We start from the raw sequence: 18,842 nt of genomic DNA on the forward strand, positions 1-18,842 counted from the left end.
TCAGACCCCCGCCTGCTGGCGCTGGCGCCTGAGATGCGGCGGCATCTCGGCATAGACGCCTTCGAACATGTCGCGCGTCGACGGCTTGCCGCCGGCATGCAGCGTGCCGTGGCGCTCGGCCTCCCTCTGCGCTGCGATCACTGTTTCGAGGATCTCCGCCTCGGCCTGTGTGTGGCGCTCGTCCGACCAGACGCCGCGCTGAATGAGGTGGTTCTTCAGCCTGACGATCGGGTCGCCGAGCGGCCATGCGTCGGACTCGGCCTTCGGCCGGTATGCGGACGGATCGTCGGAGCTCGAATGCGCGCCGACACGGTAGGTGACATATTCGACCAGCGTCGGTCCAAGATTTTTCCGCGCCCTTGTCGCGGCCCATTTGGCCACCGCATGGACGGCAAGGTAATCGTTACCGTCGACCCGCAGCGACGGGATGCCGAAGCCAAGGCCACGGGCGGCGAAAGTGCCGGAACCGCCGCGGGCGATGCCCTGGAAGGTGGAGATCGCCCACTGGTTGTTGACGACATTGAGCACGACCGGCGCCTTGTAGGTCGAGGCGAACACAAGGGCTGCATGGAAGTCGGATTCGGCCGTCGAACCGTCGCCAATCCAGGCGGCGGCGATCTTCGAATCGTTGCTGATTGCCGAAGCCATCGCCCAGCCGACCGCCTGGATGTATTGCGTCGCCAGATTGCCGGAGATCGAGAAGAAACCGTGCTCCTTCGACGAATACATGATCGGCAGCTGCCTGCCCTTCAGCGGATCGGCCTCGTTCGAATAGATCTGGTTCATCATCGTGACCATCGGATAGCCGTCGGCGATGAGCAGCCCTGCTTGCCGGTAGGTCGGAAAGTTCATGTCGCCCGGCGCCAGCGCCTTGCGGAAGGCGCAGCTCACCGCCTCTTCGCCCAGATGCTGCATGTAGAAGGAGGTCTTGCCCTGGCGCTGTGCCATCTGCATGCGTGCATCGAAGCTGCGCAGCGTCATCATGTGGCGCAGGCCTTCCAGCAACTCGTCATCGGACAGCAGCCCGGCCCAGGGACCGACGGCCTCGCCGGCGCGGTTCAGCACGCGGATGATCGAGAAAGCCATGTCGCGGATGGTGCGCGGATCGACGTCGATCTCCGGGCGCGGCACCGAGCCGGCCTTGGGGATGGTCACGTTGGAAAAATCCGGCGTCCCGCCCGGCCGCACCTCGGGTTCCGGCACATGGAAGCGCAACATTCCAGCATCGGCCATGACCTTCGTCCTCCAATGTTGCCCGGCCCGATATTTGCACACCGCCGGACCGGTGCCAATTCGTTGAGCAAAGCTTCGGGCCAACGACCGCGCCAGCCAGTGCAGCACTCGTCAAGATGAAGATATGTCGGCGAAATTTCTTGTCGATCTTCCGCCGCCATGCGCAACTTGGCATATGATTGCGCTGGGTTTTCAGCCAGATTAAACAATGCGCCCGGTTTGGGGCGGTCGAGAACCATACCCAACGAATTACGAGCGCAGGCAGTCATCGAATCGAATCGCTGCGTTTCTCGGCGACTGTAACGGCATGGGCGCTACTGCGTTGCAGGCGACACCTAACTTGGCCCTCGACCAAAACCCGCTCGCTGCCCTGCGCCTAAGTCACGCCGCGCTGGCAGTTTTGCCCGACCTCCGTTCACCCCGCGCCCGCATCATGCTAACCAGAACCCATGGCACAGAAGAAAGGTTATGAGGTCGATTCGTGGCTGGCGCGGCCCGATCCGCGCACCTCGATCGTCCTGCTCTATGGTCCCGACCGTGGGCTCGTCGCCGAGCGCGCGCGGGCCTTTGCCGGCAAAACCGGCCTGCCGCTCGACGATCCGTTCTCGGTGGTCAGACTGGACGGTTCGGAGGTGGACCGCGACGAGGGTCGCCTGCTCGACGAGGCGCGTACCGTGCCGATGTTTTCGGAGCGGCGCCTGCTCTGGGTACGCAATGCCTCCGGCCAGAAGGCGCTTGCCGACGACGTCAAGGCGCTGACCGCCGAGCCGCCGCGCGACGCCATCATCCTGATCGAGGCCGGCGACCTGAAGAAGGGCGTCGGACTGCGGGCGGTTGTCGAAGCAGCCGACATTGCCATGGCCCTGCCGTGTTACGCCGACGAGACGCGGGACATCGACACGGTCATCGACGACGAATTGCGCAAGGCCGGCATGTCGATGACGCTGGAGGCCCGCCAGGCGCTGCGTCGGAACCTCGGGGGTGATCGGCTGGCCTCGCGCGGCGAGATCGAAAAACTGGTGCTCTATGCCCACGGCCAGACGGAAATCGGCCTCGACGACGTCAAGGCGACATCGGGCGACGTTTCCGGCCTCTCCTTCGACGATGCCGTCGACGCCTTGCTCGAAGGCAAGGTCGGCGACTTCGACATGGCCTTTACCCGCCACTGCCAGTCCGGCGGCCAGGCTTTCCTGGTGCTTTCGTCGGCGATGCGACAGCTGCAGGCGATCCAGGCGATGCGCGGCCTTATGGACGCGGGCGGCCGCAACGCCGCAGCGGTCGTTGCCGCGGCGCGCCCGCCGGTGTTTTTCTCGCGGCGAAAGCTGGTCGAGAAGGCGCTCGAACGCTGGAACACCGAGGCGCTCGGCCGCGCGCTCAACCGCTTGCAGACCGCCGTGCTGCAAACCCGGCGGCGGCCGGATCTTTCGGTCGCGCTGGCCCGACAGGCCCTGCTCGGCATTGCGGTGGAGAGTGCCCGGCTGGCGCAACGCGCCTGATCTCCCCCTTGAGGGGGAGATGTCGCCGAAGGCGACAGAGGGGGTCACAGCGCATGGAACGCCGCCATCTTCTTCGCTTCCGCGAGGTGCCGGCGCTTGATGTGAGACGACCCCTTCTGGCCTGCCGGCCATCTCCCCCTCAAGGGTAGAGATCAGCAGCCTCGGCGATTTCGCCAGTCACCAGCGCTGAAAAAAGGAGGGCTGGCAATCGCCAGCCCTCCTTGTGTTACCGCGGCGAAGATGTTCGCCCAGGCCGTGCTTAATCTTAAGCCATAAGATTATTTGCCGGCTAAGAACATGAGGTTCATCAAGCACCTACCGCTCCTGCTTCAGCCTTCGGCATAATTCATCGAGCTGATCCAACGTCCGATAGGCGACGCGCAGCGCGCCGCCGCGCTCCTTGTGCTCGATTGTGACAACCATGCCGATCGTGTCGGTCATCAGCTTTTCCAGCGCCAGCATGTCCGCATCTTTTTCTGCCGGTGCTGCGACCTGTCGTTTTACGGTTGGAGCGCCCGCCGGCATCTGCGCCAGCGCTTCGGCCTGACGCACCGAAAGCCCTTCCTCGACGATCCGCTTGGCCAGGCCCGCAGGATCCTCAGCCGTCACCAATGTGCGGGCGTGACCGGCCGACAGAGCGCCGTCGACCAGCATGTCGCGGATCACTTCGGGCAGCTTCAGCAGCCGCAGCGTGTTAGCGACATGGCTGCGGCTCTTGCCGATCACCTGGCCGAGATCAGCCTGGGTATAGCCGTGGTCGTTAATGAGCTGCTGGTAGCCGAGCGATTCCTCGATCGGATTAAGGTCGGTGCGCTGGACGTTTTCGATGATCGCCAGCTCAAGCGCGGTGCGATCGTTGACATCGCGCACGATGATCGGGATCTCGCTCAGCCCGGCGCGTTGCGCCGCGCGCCAGCGCCGTTCGCCGGCGATGATCTCGTAGCGGCCGGGCTGCGTCGGCGACGGCCGCGCCACCACCGGCTGCACCACGCCATGCTCGCGGATCGACTGGGCGAGATCGGTCAGTTCGGCGTCGCCGAAATGCCGGCGCGGGTTCTTCGGATTGGGGCTGACGAACTCGATCGGCACGTTGCCGTCGGCGTTCATGCCCTGCTTTTCCACCGCGGCCGCCGGGCGATCGATTTCGCCGATCAGCGCCGCCAGTCCCCGCCCCAGTCTTTTTCTCGAAAGGTCTTCACTCATCGTCTGTCCAGATCGTTTCGGTATCGAATCGGCTTCTGCATACCAGTTCCCACTTTGGGCGACATGCATTTAGGCGGCGCGCAATTTGCGCTCACGGCGGATCACCTCCGAGGCAAGCTGCAGATAGGCCTGGCTGCCGGAGCATTTGAGGTCGTAGAGGATCGCCGGCTTGCCATAGGACGGCGCCTCCGAGACACGCACATTGCGCGGGATGACAGTTTCATAGACCTTGTCGCCCATATGCGCCCGCACGTCCTGCACCACCTGGTTGGCGAGGTTGTTGCGCCCATCGAACATGGTCAGCACGATGCCCTGGATCGTCAGATCGGGATTGATCGAGCGGCGGACCTGCTCAACCGTCTCCAACAGCTGGCTCAAGCCTTCAAGCGCAAAGAACTCGCACTGCAGCGGCACCAGCACCGAATCGGCTGCGGCCATCGAGTTCAGCGTCAGAAGATTGAGCGACGGCGGACAATCGATGAGCACATAGCCAAAGTTCGCCGAGCGCTCGGCCGAGGCGCGCAAGGCATTGCGCAGCCGCAGCACCCGGTCCGGCGCCGACGCGATCTCCATTTCGATTCCGAGCAGGTCAAGCGTCGACGGCACGATCGAGAGACCCGGCACCGCCGTCGGGATCGCCGCCGCCTCCAGATCCAGTTCGCCGGTCAGCACGTCGTAGGACGAAACGGTGCGGTCGCGCCGGTCGATGCCGAGGCCGGTGCTGGCATTGCCTTGCGGATCGAGATCGACGATCAGCACCTGTTCGCCGATCGCCGCCAGCGCCGTGGCCAGATTGATGGCCGTCGTCGTCTTGCCGACACCGCCCTTCTGGTTGGCTACGGTGATGATTCGGGGGCCATTCTTCATCATGGGTCTATGCCAGAAATTCATTCCGAGGTCGCCATAAGCAGATCAGACACGTCGCAGATCAGACAGTTCGAGGATGACGCCTTGAGCGTCGGTGATGCTGGCATGTTCTATCAGATCGAACGACCATCGTTGAGTGCTTTCTGCCACTTCGGCGCGGTAATCCCGGCCTTTGTGGAACAGGCCGCGTGCGCCCGTCGCCAGCCACGGCGCCGACAGGTCGAGCAGGGTCGAAAGCGACGCCAGCGCCCTGGCCGTCACGATTTGAGGTGTCGAAACAAGCGGATAGGCGTCATCGATGCGCCGCGCTATGACTCTCGCGGGCAGGTTGAATTGCCCGACGACCGCTTGCAGGAACGATGCTTTTTTCCGATTGCTTTCAATCAGATCGATGCTGGCGCCGTCTCGCCCGGCAAGCAGGAAGGCAAGGACAAGGCCGGGAAAACCGCCACCCGAACCCAGATCGACCCAGCGCTTCGCGTCCGGTTTGATTCGCGCAAGCTGCACGCTGTCAAGGATGTGGCGGCGCCAGACATCGTCCTGCGTCGATTGCGCCGCCAGGTTTATCCGGCGGTTCCACTTTTGGAAAACTTGTTCGAACGCGACCAGGCGATCGAATGTTTCACGTGAAACCGGGCCGGCAGCCTTTTGCAGACTCGTCCATGAGGCAGCGCTCACGCAACATCCCTTCGCGCAGCCGCCTCGGCATTGCGGACGTGGGCGACAATGATTGCCAGAGCCGCCGGCGTCATGCCCTCCATACGCTGAGCATCAGCGATGGACCGCGGCTGGCGCACCAGCATCTTCTGCTTCAGCTCGTTGGACAGACCCGGAACCGAGGCAAAGTCGAGCGAATCCGGAATCAGCCGGCTCTCCTCATGCCTGATCTGCGTGACGTCGGCCTGCTGGCGGTCGAGATACACTGAATATTTCGCTTCCGTTTCGAGACGTTCCGCCGTTTTGGCATCGATGGCAGCAAATTCCGGGGCGATTCGGGCCAACCACGCAACATCGACACCCGGATAGGCCAGCAACTCATAGGCGGAGCGGCGCACACCGTCCCTGTTGATCTCGAGTCCATGGCGCGCCGCTTCGTTCGGAGTCAGGGTCGTGCTAAGCGCAAGCTTGCGCGCCTTTTCAAGGTCCTGCACGACGTCGTTGAACCGCTGCATCCGCTCCTGCGAAGCGATGCCGAACTTGATGGCCAGCGGCGTCAGCCGCTCATCGGCGTTGTCGGCCCGCAGCGACAGCCGGAACTCGGCCCGTGAGGTGAACATGCGGTAGGGCTCGGCGATGCCGCGGCTGGTCAGATCGTCGACCATCACCCCGATATAGGCCTCGGTGCGGCTGAGCACGATCTGATCGCTTGCCGATGCCTGCCGCGCGGCGTTGAGGCCGGCGAGCAGCCCCTGCGCCCCGGCCTCCTCGTAGCCGGTGGTGCCGTTGATCTGACCGGCGAGGAAAAGACCACCAACCCGCTTGGTTTCCAGCGTCGGCCTGAGCTCGCGCGGATCGACATGGTCATACTCGATGGCATAGCCGGGCTGCAGCATGACAGCATGCTCCAATCCCGCAATGGTCTTCAGAATGTCGAGCTGCACGTCCTCGGGCAGCGAGGTCGAAATGCCGTTCGGGTAGACGGTATCGTCGTCCAGCCCTTCCGGCTCGAGAAAGATCTGGTGACCTTCGCGGTCGCCGAACTTGACGATCTTGTCCTCGATGGACGGGCAGTAGCGCGGCCCCACCCCCTCGATCGAGCCGGAATACATGGCGGAGCGGCCCAGATTGGCGCGGATCAGCTCATGCGTGGCGCCGGTCGTGCGCGTGATGCCGCAGTTGATCTGCGGGTTTTCGATGCGGTCGGTCATCAGTGAGAACGGCACCGGATCCTCATCCGCTGCCTGGCTTTCCAGCGACGCCCAATCGATGCTCCTGCCATCCAGCCGCGGTGGCGTGCCCGTCTTCAGCCGCCCGAGCTTGAAGCCCGCGCGCGCCATTGAGGCAGACAGACCGAGGCTGGCCTGTTCGTTCATCCGGCCGGCAACGATCTTCTTCTCGCCAATATGGATCAACCCGCGCAGGAAGGTGCCGGTCGTCAGCACCACCGCGCCGCAGGCGAGCCTGCGGCCTCCGGCCAGCAGGACCGCAGCGATACGCCCATTGGAGATTTCGAAATCCAGCGCCTCTCCCTCGACGACGTCGAGATCGTTCTGCTCCCGAATCGCTGCTTGCATGGCAAGGCGATAGAGCTTGCGATCCGCTTGCGTGCGCGGGCCGCGGACTGCGGGTCCCTTGCGGCGGTTGAGCAGACGGAACTGGATGCCGGCCGCGTCGGCGACGCGGCCCATCAGCCCGTCCATGGCATCGATCTCGCGCACCAGGTGCCCCTTGCCGAGGCCACCGATGGCCGGATTGCAGGACATGACGCCGATCGTATCGAAGCGCAGCGTCACCAAAGCCGTCTTCGCGCCGGCGCGCGCGGCAGCGCTGGCCGCCTCGCACCCGGCATGGCCGCCGCCCACCACAACCACATCAAAGTGATCGGTCATTTCAGTGTTCCAGATTCAGAAGTCGCCGACACATGTCCCCGAGAGCCTGCGCTGTCAAGGATGCTCGACGAATCGTTTCACGTGAAACAATGCCGTCTCCGTTGATTGCGCGGTGTTTCACGTGAATCACAGCGCTGATTCCTCGGAAGCAAGCGAGACGCCGGTGGGACAGTGCCCCCTCTGTCCTGCCGGAAATCTCCCCCACCGGGAGAGACCGGCCGTCATCTCCGCTTTCGCCAATCTCCAACGCTGAACGAGAGGCGGGACGGTGAAGCTGCCAATCTCCCCCCTCGTGGGCCCTCGAGGGGGAGATTTCCGGCAGGACAGAGGGATACGAAGGATCGCCGCCGCTCCATCTGCATCGCCGCGTTCTTCCCGCCCTAAAATGTTTCACGTGAGTCATTTGCCGATGCAGAACTGCGCGAAGATGACATCCAACATATCCTCGACATCGACAGCCCCGACGATCCGGCCAAGCCGATCCGCCGCAAGGCGCAATTCCTCGGCCCGCAGTTCCTGTCCACGCTTGCCTGTCACGGCCACGAGCAGGAAGCGTCTCGTCTCGTTGAGGAGCTCGACGTGCCGTAGTCGTGACGGCAGGATATCGCCGGCCTGGCCAACCTGCGCCGCGGCGCGACGGCCGATCTCAGCCAGCAACTCTGCTAGCCCTGTGCCGTCCTTGGTGGATATCGCCGCGTCGTACTGTGCCGCAAGCGCGGACGCCTCCGATCTGTCCTGTAGCAGATCGACTTTTGTCCCGACCCTCAATGTCGGGACGGAGGTCGGCAGTGCACCCGCTGCGATCGGGTCCACCATATCCTCCAGTACGAGCAACAAATCGGCAGTCCCAGCCTTGCTCCTTGCCTTTTCGACGCCGATGGCTTCGATCCTGCCGGGAGCCTCGCGCAGGCCGGCCGTATCGGTCACTCTGACGCGCATGCCCTCCAGATCCAGAACCACTTCGAGCAGATCGCGGGTCGTGCCGGGCTCTTCCGTAACGATCGCCGCCTCGCGCCGCGCCAGTGCGTTGAACAGGCTTGATTTACCGGCATTCGGCGCGCCGAGGATGACGACCTCGAACCCGTCGCGGATGATTTCGGCGGCCCGGAAGCCCCCGACATGACGTTCGATCTCGTCGACCATCGCCCGGACGTCCGCCCAGACAGTCTCCGCAACGGAACCGGGTACGTCGTCTTCGTCGGCAAAATCGAGCTCGGCCTCGATCATCGCCCGCGCATGGATGAGCCGCCGGCGCCAGCCCAGATAGAACTCGCTCTGAACACCTTCGGCATTCTGCACGGCAAAGCGCCGTTGTGCCTCGGTCTCGGCATTGACGAGATCGGCCAGCGCCTCTGTCTCGACCAGATCGACCTTGCCATTGAGAAAGGCGCGGCGCGTGAACTCGCCCGGCTCTGCATGCCTGACACCGTCAAAGCCGGCGATCGTCTCCAGCATCCGCGCCACGACGGCGCGCCCGCCATGGACATGGAATTCCGCGATGTCCTCGCCGGTGAAGCTGTTGGGCGCGGCGAAGAAAACGGCTAGGCCGCTGTCGAGCACCGAACCGTCGGGTGCCCTGAACTTACGATAGGCCGCAACCCGGTTCATGGCCTTCGAGCCGGCAATCGTTTCGATCACGAATCGACTTTTCGAACCGGAAATGCGGATCACGGCAACGCCGGCGGGCAGGCGACCGCTCGACAAGGCAACAATGGAATCACCTGAAATCATTTGCCGACCTAGCACAACCGCCCTAGCTTCGCTTATTCACCGACAATTGCCGAGTGCCCGACCGTGACGTTGCCCGCGCAGAACCTACTTGCCAAAGAGGCCAGCCCTTATCTGCAGCAGCATAGCGGCAATCCTGTGCATTGGCGGGCGTGGTCACCAGCGTCGCTCGCCGAGGCAAAGACGCTGGAGCGGCCAATCCTGCTCTCAGTCGGCTACGCCGCCTGCCACTGGTGCCATGTCATGGCGCATGAGAGCTTCGAGAACGACGACGTCGCCGCCGTCATGAACCGTCTCTTCGTCAATATCAAGGTCGATCGCGAGGAGCGGCCGGACATCGACCAGATCTATATGGCAGCACTGTCCTCGATGGGCGAGCAGGGCGGATGGCCATTGACCATGTTCCTGACGCCAGACAGCAAGCCCTTCTGGGGCGGCACCTATTTTCCGCGCGAGGCCCGTTACGGCCGCCCAGGCTTTGTCCAGGTGCTCGAGGCGGTCGACAAGGCGTGGCGCGACAAGAAAGAAAGCGTTAACCAAAGCGCCGACGGCTTAACCACCCACATCGAGGCGAGGCTGGCGAGCGCTCATCCCAAGGCGGTGCTCGACCGCGACACGCTCGCGACGCTCGCTAACGGCGTCGACGGGATGATCGACAGGGATCTGGGGGGGCTGCGCGGCGCGCCCAAATTCCCCAACGCGCCATTCATGCACACGCTCTGGCTGTCCTGGCTGCGCGACGGAGCCACAGCCCATCGCGATGCCGTCCTGCTCAGCCTCGAAAAGATGCTGGCGGGTGGGATCTACGACCATATCGGCGGAGGGCTTAGCCGCTATTCGACCGATGCCGAGTGGCTGGTGCCGCACTTCGAAAAAATGCTTTACGACAACGCTCAGCTCATCCGGCTGTGCAATTGGGCCTATGCGGCGACCGGCAACGAATTGTTCCGGGTACGAATCGAAGAGACTGTTCGTTGGCTTCTGCGCGAGATGCGCGTCAATGGCGGTGCGTTCGCCGCCAGCCTCGACGCCGACAGCGAGGGCGAGGAGGGGCTGTTCTACTCCTGGAACAGAGATGAGATCGAGACCGTTCTTGGCGACGAATCAGCCTTGTTTTTCAAGTACTTCACGCTTTCCAAACCGCATGGCTGGGAAGGCAAACCAATCGTCCATCAGACCGAAGCCCAGCAAACGCGATGCGTGGTCGATCATGAGCAGCTCATCCCGATGAAAGAAAAACTGCTGGCAGCCAGAGAGCAGCGCGTCAGGCCTGGGCGTGACGGCAAGGCCCTGACCGACTGGAACGGTCTGATGATCGCGGCTCTTGCCGAGGCGGGGCGTGCGCTCGGCCGGACCGACTGGATCGAGGCGTCGGAAGAGGCCTTTGCCGCCATTGCCGATGCTGGTCGCGACAACCGCTTGCCGCATTCGATGCTCGGCGTCAAAAAACTGTTTCCCGCGCTGTCCAGCGACTACGCCGCCATGACCAACGCTGCGATCTCGTTGTTCGAAGCGACCGGCACATCGAACTACGCCGATCTAGCCGGTCAATTCATCGCGCAACTCGACCAATGGCATCGCGACGATGACAACACGGGTTACTATCTGACCGCGTCGGACAGCACGGATGTGCCGATCCGCATCAGGGGCGATGTCGACGAGGCCATCCCGTCAGCCACCGGCCAAGTCATCGAGGCCATGGTCCGGCTGTCTTCCCTTACCGGCGATCTCGATCTGCAGGAAAAGGCCTGGAGGGCCGCGGAACATGCGGCCGGCCGTGCGGCGCATCAAGCCTACGGCCAGGCGGGCGTCGTCAACGCCTGTGCCCTGGCGATCGAGCCTTTGAAGCTGGTGCTGGTGGACAACCCAGAGAACCCGGAGCTTGTTCCGGTTGCGAATCGAAATCCGGACCCGCGCCGGACCGACATTATCGTGCCGGTCGGTTCGGCGACAAACCTGCCGATGCTCCCAGGCGGCGTTCTGCCGCCAACCGGCAAGGCCGGCGCCTGGCTGTGCACCGGGCAGGTCTGTCTGCCTGTGATAACGGACGCTGAGGAGTTGAAGCGCCTCTTGCGCCGGCGGTAGGTCGAGGTGCTCGCTCGCGCGCTCTCCCTTCTCCCCCTTGTGGGAGAAGGCAAGACGGGCCAACCCTGCCGACCCTTACGTATTCATCGAATCGAAGAAATCAGCATTCGTCTTAGTCTGCTTGAGCTTGTCGATCAGGAACTCGATTGCGTCGGTCGTTCCCATCGGCGCCAAGATGCGGCGCAGCACGAAGATCTTCTGCAGGTCCTGGCGGGGTACCAGGAGGTCTTCCTTGCGGGTGCCGGACTTGAGAATGTCCATGGCCGGGTAAATGCGCTTGTCCGCCACCTTGCGGTCGAGCACGATTTCCGAATTGCCGGTGCCCTTGAACTCTTCGAAGATGACTTCGTCCATGCGGCTGCCGGTGTCGATCAGCGCGGTGGCGATGATGGTCAGCGAGCCGCCTTCCTCGATGTTGCGGGCAGCGCCGAAGAAGCGCTTCGGCCGCTGCAGCGCATTGGCGTCGACACCACCGGTCAGCACCTTGCCGGATGACGGCACCACCGTGTTGTACGCACGGCCGAGGCGGGTGATCGAGTCCAGCAGGATGACGACGTCGCGTCCGTGCTCGACCAGGCGCTTGGCCTTCTCAATCACCATTTCGGCGACCTGGACGTGGCGCACCGCCGGCTCGTCGAAGGTCGAGGAGACGACCTCGCCCTTCACCGATCGCTGCATGTCGGTAACTTCCTCCGGCCGCTCGTCGATGAGCAGCACGATCAGATAGCATTCCGGGTGATTGGTGGTGATCGAATGGGCGATGTTCTGCAACAGCACCGTCTTGCCGGTGCGCGGCTGCGCCACGATCAGCGCACGCTGGCCCTTGCCGAGCGGCGCCACAAGGTCGATAACGCGCGCCGAAATGTCCTTCGAAGTCGGGACGTCCATTTCCATCTTCAGCCGCGAGGTCGGATAAAGCGGCGTCAAATTGTCGAAATGGATCTTGTGGCGGATCTTCTCCGGGTCGTCGAAATTGATCGTGTTGACCTTGAGCAGCGCGAAATAGCGCTCGCCTTCCTTCGGGCTGCGGATCGGGCCCTCGACCGTGTCGCCGGTCTTCAGCGAGAACCGGCGGATCTGCGACGGCGAAATATAGATGTCGTCCGGACCCGGCAGGTAATTGGCATTGGCCGAGCGCAGGAAGCCAAATCCGTCTTGCAGCACTTCGACCACACCGTCGCCGATGATCTCGATATCCTGAGTCGCCAGCTTCTTCAGGATCGCGAACATCAGCTCCTGCTTGCGCATTACGCTGGCGTTCTCGACCTCGAGCGATTCGGCATAGGCGATCAGCTCTGGCGGTTTCTTGTTCTTGAACTCGGTGAGTTTCATTTCTTGCATCATTAGACGGACTCTGAGTGAGTAAGTATGGGGAAATATCGGCGGGATGCGACAAATGCCGGGCGCGGCCGAAGCGATGAATGGGGGCGGCGCATGACGGGAAGGAAGACCCGTCTTTTATCGTCGGTCGGTTGAAAGAGCAAGCCGCCTTTTGCACGTCACCGAAGCCTTAAAACGGCTTCACAATGACCAGGACGACGATAACGATCATCAGCAATGTGGGGATCTCATTGACGATCCGCCAGTGCCGCGCCGGTTTTTCATTGCGGTCCTCGGCGAATTTGCGCACCGCGCCGGCCAGGTAGCCATGAACGGCCGAGAGGCCAAGCACCGCGGCGATCTTGGCATGCAGCCAGCCGCCCTGAAAACCAAAGCCTTTCCAGGCCACCCAAAGGCCGAACACCCAGGTGACGGTCATCGCCGGATTGATGATGCCGCGCAGCAGGCGGCGCTCCATCACCTTGAAGGTTTCCGACTGGACGGAACCTTTCTCGGCGTCGGAATGATAGACCAGGAGCCGCGGCAGATAGAGCATGCCCGCCATCCAGGAGATGACGGCGATGACATGGATCGCCTTTGCCCAGGGATAGAAATCGTCAGGCCCAAACAAGAACAGCAGCCCAGCGAGTACGAGGAAAACCGCAATCGCGATCGCCGCACGGCGCATCGCCGCCACGCCGCCATCCGCAGTGCCTTTTCCCATCATCGTCATGAAGCGCTCCGCACCATTTTCACCATTGCCTCAACATGCGCGATCGGCGTCTCCGGCGTGATGCCATGGCCTAGATTGAAGATCAGCGGCCCACCGCCTAACGCCCCGAGGATCGCCTCGACGCCGGCGGCAAGCGCCTTGCCGCCGGCCACCAGCCGCAACGGATCAAGATTGCCCTGCACGGCGCCATCGCGCTGCAGCTCCCGCGCCGTCGTCAACGGCACGGTCCAGTCGAGCCCCAGCCCCGTCACTCCGGTCTTCTGGCGGTAACTCCGGTAGTGCCCACCGGCGCCTTTGGGAAAGCCAATGATCGGAACTTTGGGATGCACGGCCCGAACCTGCCTGACGATCTGCGCCACCGGCCTGACGCAAAAGGCCTCGAAGGAAACTTCATCGAGAACGCCGGACCACGAGTCAAAGATCTGCACCACATCGGCGCCGGCTTCGATCTGGCGGATGAGATAGCCGGCCGATTGATCGGCGAGCACCTTCAGCAGCTGCAAAAAAGCGGCCGGCTCGCGATAGGCAAACAGCCGCGCTGGCGCCTGGTCGGGCGTGCCGTGGCCAGCGATCATGTAGGTCGCCACCGTCCACGGCGCGCCGCAGAAGCCAATCAGCGTCGTTTCATCAGGCAGTTTTGCCCGCAATCGTCTGACCGTCTCATAGACCGGTTCGAGATTCACGTGAAACGTTTCGCCATCCAGAGCCGCAATCTCGGCCGCCGAGATCGGCGTCAACAGTGGGCCGCGTCCTTCCTCGAAGCGCACGTCGCGGCCCAGCGCATGCGGCACGACAAGGATATCGGAAAACAGGATCGATGCATCGAAGCCGAAGCGCTTGATCGGTTGCAGCGACACTTCCACGGCAAGATCGGGATCGTAGCAAAGATCGAGGAACGATCCGGCCCGCCTTCGTGTCTCTCGATATTCCAGCAGATAGCGACCGGCTTGCCGCATCATCCAGAGCGGCGGGGGAGATACCGTCTTGCCTTTTAGCACGTCCAGCATGATGCGGTTTTCAGGCATTCGGCGCTCGCCTCTCCAGGCTTCTCTATAATTAAATATTCTATTTCTAGGAATCTTCTGATTCTAAGAGTCTGTTGGTATCGATGGTTGTCACCTGTCCCGCTTTGCCCCTGAAAAGGCCAGCCAGCATATTGTCGCGTGCTTCTTTTGCTGGATAGGAGGACTTTGGGGACAGTCGGAAATTTCACCGTCGAGTCAGTGGCTTGGCTTTCCAGATGAATGATCGGCCCTGTGGATAGGGCGAAAGCAAAAAACCCGTCCCCGGACTTGTCCCCAGTCACCCGACGAAGCCGACAGCGCATCGAATTGTGGACAAGCCGCCATCTGATACAGTCGTTCCAAACCGACCGATCTTTCCGGCCGACCTTATCCACATCGGCCCACAGCTTGGAACAAACCCCTGTGAACAAACCCCAGAGCTTCTTTCATCTTCACCTGATTTCCGATGCCACCGGTGAAACGCTGCTGGCGGCCGGCCGCGCGGCTTCCGCGCAATACAAGGATGCGCGCGCCATCGAGCATATCTATCCGCTCATCCGCACCGAAAAACAGGTAACGAAAGTGTTCGAGGACATCGAGGAGGAGCCGGGCATCATCCTTTATACGGTTGTCGATCAGAGCCTTGCCCGCGGTATCGACGAACGCTGCGCGGCCATGGGCCTGCCTTGCGTCTCCGTGCTGGAACCGGTGCTGGCTGTGTTCCAGTCCTATCTCGGCACGCCGGCCGGTCGCCGCGTCGGCGCCCAGCATGTCCTCGATGCCGAATATTTTCGCCGCATCGACGCGCTCAACTTCACCATGGAGCATGATGACGGCCAGCTGCCGGCCAATATGGACGACGCCGACATCGTGCTCGTCGGCATTTCGCGCACCTCGAAGACGCCGACCAGCATCTATCTCGCCAACCGCGGCATCAAGACCGCCAACATCCCGATCGTGCTCGGCGTGCCGGTGCCGGAAAGCCTGGTCAATGCCAAGACGCCGCTGATCGTCGGGCTGATCGCCACCGCAGAGCGCATCTCGCAGGTCCGCCAGAACCGCATCCTCGGCAACACCAGCGCCTACGAGCCGACCGACTATGTCGACCGCGCCGCGATCACCGAGGAACTCGCCTATGCCCGCCAGATATGCACCCGGCATGGCTGGCCGATGATCGACGTCAGCCGCCGCTCGATCGAAGAGACGGCTGCGGCCATTGTTGCCCTGCGCGGCAAGACACGCTAGGGCGTGTGATATTCAGGTGATGCCGGCCTGCAAACGGCGGCTTCCTGCGCTTCCGGTGCTCACGTACGAAAAGTACGCTCCGCTCCGGTTCTCGGAAGCCACCATTTTCGGCGCGGCCTGACCTGAATCTCGACTCATCCTAGTGAGCGTCAGGATTCGGGCGATAAAAAATGACCGAAAAAATCATCCTTGCTTCGGGAAGTCCGTTCCGCAAGGCGATGCTCGTCAATGCCGGCGTTGCCATCGAGGCGATCCCGGCGGAAGTCGATGAGCGCGCGCTTGAGGCGCCACTAAAAGACAGCGGTGTGTCGCCGGAGGATGTCGCCCTGGTGCTTGCCGAGGCCAAGGCCACCGAGGTCAGCGAGCGAAAGCCCGGCGCCCTGGTGCTCGGCTGCGACCAGACGCTGTCGCTCGGCGACGAAGTGTTCCACAAGCCGGCCGACATGGAAGGCGCGCGCCGTCATTTGCTGGCGCTGTCTGGCAAGACCCATCAGCTCAACAGCGCCGTCGTGCTCGCCCGCGACGGCGCAGTTCTGTGGCGGCATGTCAGCGTCGCCAGCCTGACCATGCGAAAGCTCGATCCCGCCTTCATCGGCCGCCATCTGGCGCGCGTCGGCGCCAAGGCCTTGGCAAGCGTCGGCGCCTACCAGATCGAAGGCGAAGGCATCCAACTGTTCGAAAGAATAGAAGGCGATTATTTCACCATTGTCGGCCTGCCGCTTCTGCCAGTCCTGGCCAAGCTGCGTGAGCTCGGAGCCATCGATGGCTGAGACCGCGAAAAAGGCCTTCGTCACCGGCCACCCGGTCGCGCATTCGCGGTCGCCGAAGATCCATGGCTACTGGCTGGCGACATACGGCATCGACGGCAGCTACCAGGCCATCGACGTCGCGCCGGACGCTTTTGCCTATTTCGTCAGGACGCTCGAGGCGAATGGTTACCGTGGCGGCAACGTCACCATCCCGCACAAGGAGGCCGCCTTCGCGTTGGTGGCGCGCCGCGACGATGCGGCCGAACAAATCGGCGCCGTCAACACGCTGTGGTTCGAGGACGGCGATTTGTGGGGCGGCAACACCGATGCCCATGGCTTTGCCGCCAATCTTGACGAGCATGCGCCGGGCTGGGCCGACAATGGTCCGGCCGTGGTGCTCGGCGCCGGCGGCGCCTCCCGCGCGGTCATCCATGCGCTGATTGAGCGCGGCGTTGGCAACATCCGCGTCGTCAATCGGACGCTCGCCCGCGCCGAGGAACTACGCGACCGCTTCGGCGCCGGGGTCTCGGCCCACGGCACGGCCGCGACCGGCGAACTGCTTGCCGATGCCGGCCTGCTGGTCAACACGTCAGCGCTCGGCATGCATGGCAATGAAGGCCTGTCCGCCGATCCGGCCAGGCTGCCGGATCATGCCATCGTCACCGACATTGTCTATGTGCCGCTGGAAACGCCGTTGCTGGCCGCAGCCAAAGCGCGGGGCCTGAAGACAGTCGACGGACTCGGCATGCTGCTGCATCAGGCGGTGCCCGGCTTCGAACGCTGGTTCCGCATCAGGCCGCAGGTCACCGCCGAATTGCGGCGGATCATCGTCGCCGATCTCGGTGCCCAAGGAATGACCAAAGAATGAAAAACATGATCGTGCTCGGCCTCACCGGATCGATCGGCATGGGCAAATCGACCACGGCAAAGATGTTTGCCGAGGCCGGCGTGCCCGTCCACGATTCGGACGAGACGGTGCACCGCCTCTACTCCGGCAAGGCGGCTCCGCTGGTGGAAGCGGCTTTTCCCGGAACCACACTATCCGGGTCGGTCGACCGCACAAAGCTGGCCGAGCGGGTGCTCGAAGATGCCGCCGCGCTGAAACGGCTGGAAGCCATCATCCACCCGCTCGTCCGCGCCGACGCCGACGCCTTCCTGGCGAGGAACCGCGCCGCCGGCGCACCGCTTGTCGTTCTTGATATCCCGCTGCTGTTCGAAACCGGCGGCCGCGGCCGAGTCGACAAGGTCGTGGTCGTCACCGCCTCGGCCGAAATCCAGCGCGCCCGCGTGCTGGCGCGACCGGGCATGACGGAAGAAAAGCTGGCGTCGATCCTGGCTAGGCAGGTTCCCGACGCAGAAAAGCGCGAGGCCGCCGATTTCGTCATCGACACCGGACAAGGCTTCGATGCCGCGCGCGCGGCTGTCCATGCAATCGTCACCGAACTGGTCGGGGATAAGGTAGGCAGGCCCCGTTAAGAGGCTTGCAGCCAACGTTGCTTGTTGCCATTTTGTTCCCAACATGATTCGGCTAGAATGACGTCGAAACCAAACGGACTGATTCGATGCGAGAGATCATCTTCGATACGGAAACCACCGGTCTCGATTCCCGCGAGGACCGGGTCATCGAGCTTGGCTGCATCGAGCTGGTCAATCGTTTCCCGACCGGCCGCACCTTCCATCATTACATCAATCCGCAAGGGCGGCCGATTCATGCTGACGCGCAGGCCGTTCATGGCATCAGCGCCGCCGATCTCATGGGCAAGCCGACTTTCCGGGACATCGCCGAGGAATTTCTCGCCTTCATCGACGGTGCGAAGCTGGTCGCCCATAATGCCACTTTCGATATCGGCTTCCTCAATGTCGAGTTCGGCCGGCTTGGCCATCCTGTCGTCGACCCCGGGCGTGTCGTCGACACGCTGGCGCTGGCGCGCCGCAAGCACCCCATGGGCCCTAATTCGCTGGATGCGCTGTGCCGCCGCTACGGTATCGACAATGCCCGACGCACCAAGCACGGCGCGCTGCTCGATTCGGAATTGCTGGCCGAAGTCTATATCGAGCTTATCGGCGGCAAGCAGGCGGCGCTTATCCTGGACAGCGCCACGGCGCCGGCTGCCGGAAGGAGAAATGTCGAAGACATCGACATCAGCATCGACGTCCGGCCGATAGCGCTGCCGTCTCGTCTGACCGATGCAGATCGTATCGCTCACGCGAGCATGGTCGGCACGCTCGGCGAAAAGGCGCTCTGGCTGCGCGTCGCCCCGGAAGCGAGTTCTGTGGCACAGTGATTTTGACTGTCCCGCCGACTTCTCAATCGGGATAGGGGGGAACCTTGCGGTTCCTCCCCTCCCACACCACCCTGCGTACGGGCCCGTACAAGGCGGTTCGGTTGGTTATGCGGCATTGGCAGGGGCGAGGAAAGCGAGGCCGATGCTTGCGAGGAAAGCGTTCGGCAGGGCAATGGCGAGCGCTGGGCTGTTGCTGATGCGCCAGGGACCATGCGCGCTGCCGGCGGTTTGTGCCGCCAGCTCGTGCCCGACGCCCCGGCGACGCAGCTCCGCAAAGCGGGTGCGCCCGCGCTTCCATTGCTTCCATGCAATGGATCGAAGCCTTCGCCTGATCCACTGGTCGAG

16 protein-coding genes and 1 pseudogene are annotated in these 18,842 nt (G+C 63.0%); 7 read left to right on the plus strand and 10 right to left on the minus strand.

The window, feature by feature from the left end; translation table 11 throughout:
• Entirely contained in the window at positions 1 to 1,233 is a 1,233-nt protein-coding gene (locus IQ26_RS18525; protein WP_145719807.1) for a 3-methyl-2-oxobutanoate dehydrogenase (2-methylpropanoyl-transferring) subunit alpha, read from the minus strand.
• A gap of 449 nt (positions 1,234 to 1,682) precedes the next feature.
• Here IQ26_RS18525 and holA point away from each other — a divergent pair, with 449 nt between their 5' ends.
• On the plus strand, positions 1,683 to 2,729 hold the full coding sequence (gene holA, locus IQ26_RS18530) for a DNA polymerase III subunit delta (RefSeq protein WP_145719808.1): 1,047 nt from the start codon (positions 1,683 to 1,685) through the stop codon (positions 2,727 to 2,729).
• Positions 2,730 to 3,044: 315 nt separating this feature from the next.
• Here holA and IQ26_RS18535 read toward each other — a convergent pair whose 3' ends face one another.
• From IQ26_RS18535 to mnmE, 5 genes are all read right to left on the minus strand, one after another.
• Entirely contained in the window at positions 3,045 to 3,932 is an 888-nt protein-coding gene (locus tag IQ26_RS18535) for a ParB/RepB/Spo0J family partition protein (protein WP_145719809.1), read from the minus strand.
• A gap of 69 nt (positions 3,933 to 4,001) precedes the next feature.
• On the minus strand, positions 4,002 to 4,802 hold the full coding sequence (locus IQ26_RS18540; RefSeq protein WP_084642633.1) for a ParA family protein: 801 nt from the start codon (positions 4,800 to 4,802) through the stop codon (positions 4,002 to 4,004).
• A gap of 42 nt (positions 4,803 to 4,844) precedes the next feature.
• The gene (gene rsmG, locus IQ26_RS18545; RefSeq protein WP_145719810.1) at positions 4,845 to 5,477 is read right to left on the minus strand and encodes a 16S rRNA (guanine(527)-N(7))-methyltransferase RsmG; all 633 of its coding nucleotides are present in this window, start codon (positions 5,475 to 5,477) and stop codon (positions 4,845 to 4,847) included.
• The gene (gene mnmG, locus IQ26_RS18550; RefSeq protein ID WP_145719811.1) at positions 5,474 to 7,348 is read right to left on the minus strand and encodes a tRNA uridine-5-carboxymethylaminomethyl(34) synthesis enzyme MnmG; all 1,875 of its coding nucleotides are present in this window, start codon (positions 7,346 to 7,348) and stop codon (positions 5,474 to 5,476) included. Before mnmG ends, rsmG begins: the two co-directional genes overlap by 4 nt.
• Before the next feature lie 399 nt (positions 7,349 to 7,747).
• Positions 7,748 to 9,079, minus strand: a complete 1,332-nt coding sequence (gene mnmE / locus IQ26_RS18555; protein ID WP_145719812.1) for a tRNA uridine-5-carboxymethylaminomethyl(34) synthesis GTPase MnmE — start codon at positions 9,077 to 9,079, stop codon at positions 7,748 to 7,750.
• A gap of 63 nt (positions 9,080 to 9,142) precedes the next feature.
• Here mnmE and IQ26_RS18560 point away from each other — a divergent pair, with 63 nt between their 5' ends.
• A complete protein-coding gene (locus IQ26_RS18560) occupies positions 9,143 to 11,161 on the plus strand; it encodes a thioredoxin domain-containing protein (protein ID WP_145719813.1) in 2,019 nt (672 codons plus the stop codon).
• 75 nt (positions 11,162 to 11,236) lie between these two features.
• On the opposite strand, the gene rho is transcribed toward IQ26_RS18560, so the two are convergent.
• The 3 genes from rho to hemE form a co-directional block, all read right to left on the minus strand.
• Positions 11,237 to 12,502, minus strand: coding sequence for a transcription termination factor Rho (gene rho, locus IQ26_RS18565; RefSeq protein WP_145719823.1), 1,266 nt, complete (start codon positions 12,500 to 12,502; stop codon positions 11,237 to 11,239).
• A 169-nt stretch (positions 12,503 to 12,671) separates the two neighbouring features.
• The gene (gene hemJ / locus IQ26_RS18570) at positions 12,672 to 13,214 is read right to left on the minus strand and encodes a protoporphyrinogen oxidase HemJ (RefSeq protein WP_145719814.1); all 543 of its coding nucleotides are present in this window, start codon (positions 13,212 to 13,214) and stop codon (positions 12,672 to 12,674) included.
• Positions 13,211 to 14,239, minus strand: a complete 1,029-nt coding sequence (gene hemE / locus IQ26_RS18575) for a uroporphyrinogen decarboxylase (protein WP_145719815.1) — start codon at positions 14,237 to 14,239, stop codon at positions 13,211 to 13,213. The genes hemJ and hemE overlap by 4 nt, the downstream gene beginning before the upstream one ends.
• 402 nt (positions 14,240 to 14,641) lie before the next feature.
• Here hemE and IQ26_RS18580 point away from each other — a divergent pair, with 402 nt between their 5' ends.
• From IQ26_RS18580 to dnaQ, 5 genes are all read left to right on the plus strand, one after another.
• On the plus strand, positions 14,642 to 15,463 hold the full coding sequence (locus tag IQ26_RS18580) for a pyruvate, water dikinase regulatory protein (RefSeq protein ID WP_145719816.1): 822 nt from the start codon (positions 14,642 to 14,644) through the stop codon (positions 15,461 to 15,463).
• A gap of 170 nt (positions 15,464 to 15,633) precedes the next feature.
• Positions 15,634 to 16,233, plus strand: a complete 600-nt coding sequence (locus IQ26_RS18585; RefSeq protein ID WP_145719817.1) for a Maf-like protein — start codon at positions 15,634 to 15,636, stop codon at positions 16,231 to 16,233.
• Positions 16,226 to 17,080: a shikimate dehydrogenase gene (locus IQ26_RS18590; RefSeq protein ID WP_145719818.1), complete on the plus strand. Its 855-nt coding sequence runs from the start codon at positions 16,226 to 16,228 to the stop codon at positions 17,078 to 17,080. The genes IQ26_RS18585 and IQ26_RS18590 overlap by 8 nt, the downstream gene beginning before the upstream one ends.
• A 5-nt stretch (positions 17,081 to 17,085) precedes the next feature.
• Positions 17,086 to 17,688: a dephospho-CoA kinase gene (gene coaE / locus IQ26_RS18595; RefSeq protein ID WP_145719824.1), complete on the plus strand. Its 603-nt coding sequence runs from the start codon at positions 17,086 to 17,088 to the stop codon at positions 17,686 to 17,688.
• A gap of 86 nt (positions 17,689 to 17,774) precedes the next feature.
• Positions 17,775 to 18,497 (plus strand): DNA polymerase III subunit epsilon, encoded by a 723-nt coding sequence (gene dnaQ / locus IQ26_RS18600; RefSeq protein ID WP_145719819.1) that lies wholly within the window; start codon positions 17,775 to 17,777, stop codon positions 18,495 to 18,497.
• A gap of 105 nt (positions 18,498 to 18,602) precedes the next feature.
• Here the strand turns inward: dnaQ and IQ26_RS39955 are convergent.
• Positions 18,603 to 18,842: pseudogene (locus IQ26_RS39955) on the minus strand (group II intron reverse transcriptase/maturase); the annotation flags it as partial.

Source organism: Mesorhizobium tianshanense (assembly GCF_007830515.1).
Classification (GTDB): Bacteria; Pseudomonadota; Alphaproteobacteria; order Rhizobiales; family Rhizobiaceae; genus Mesorhizobium; species Mesorhizobium tianshanense.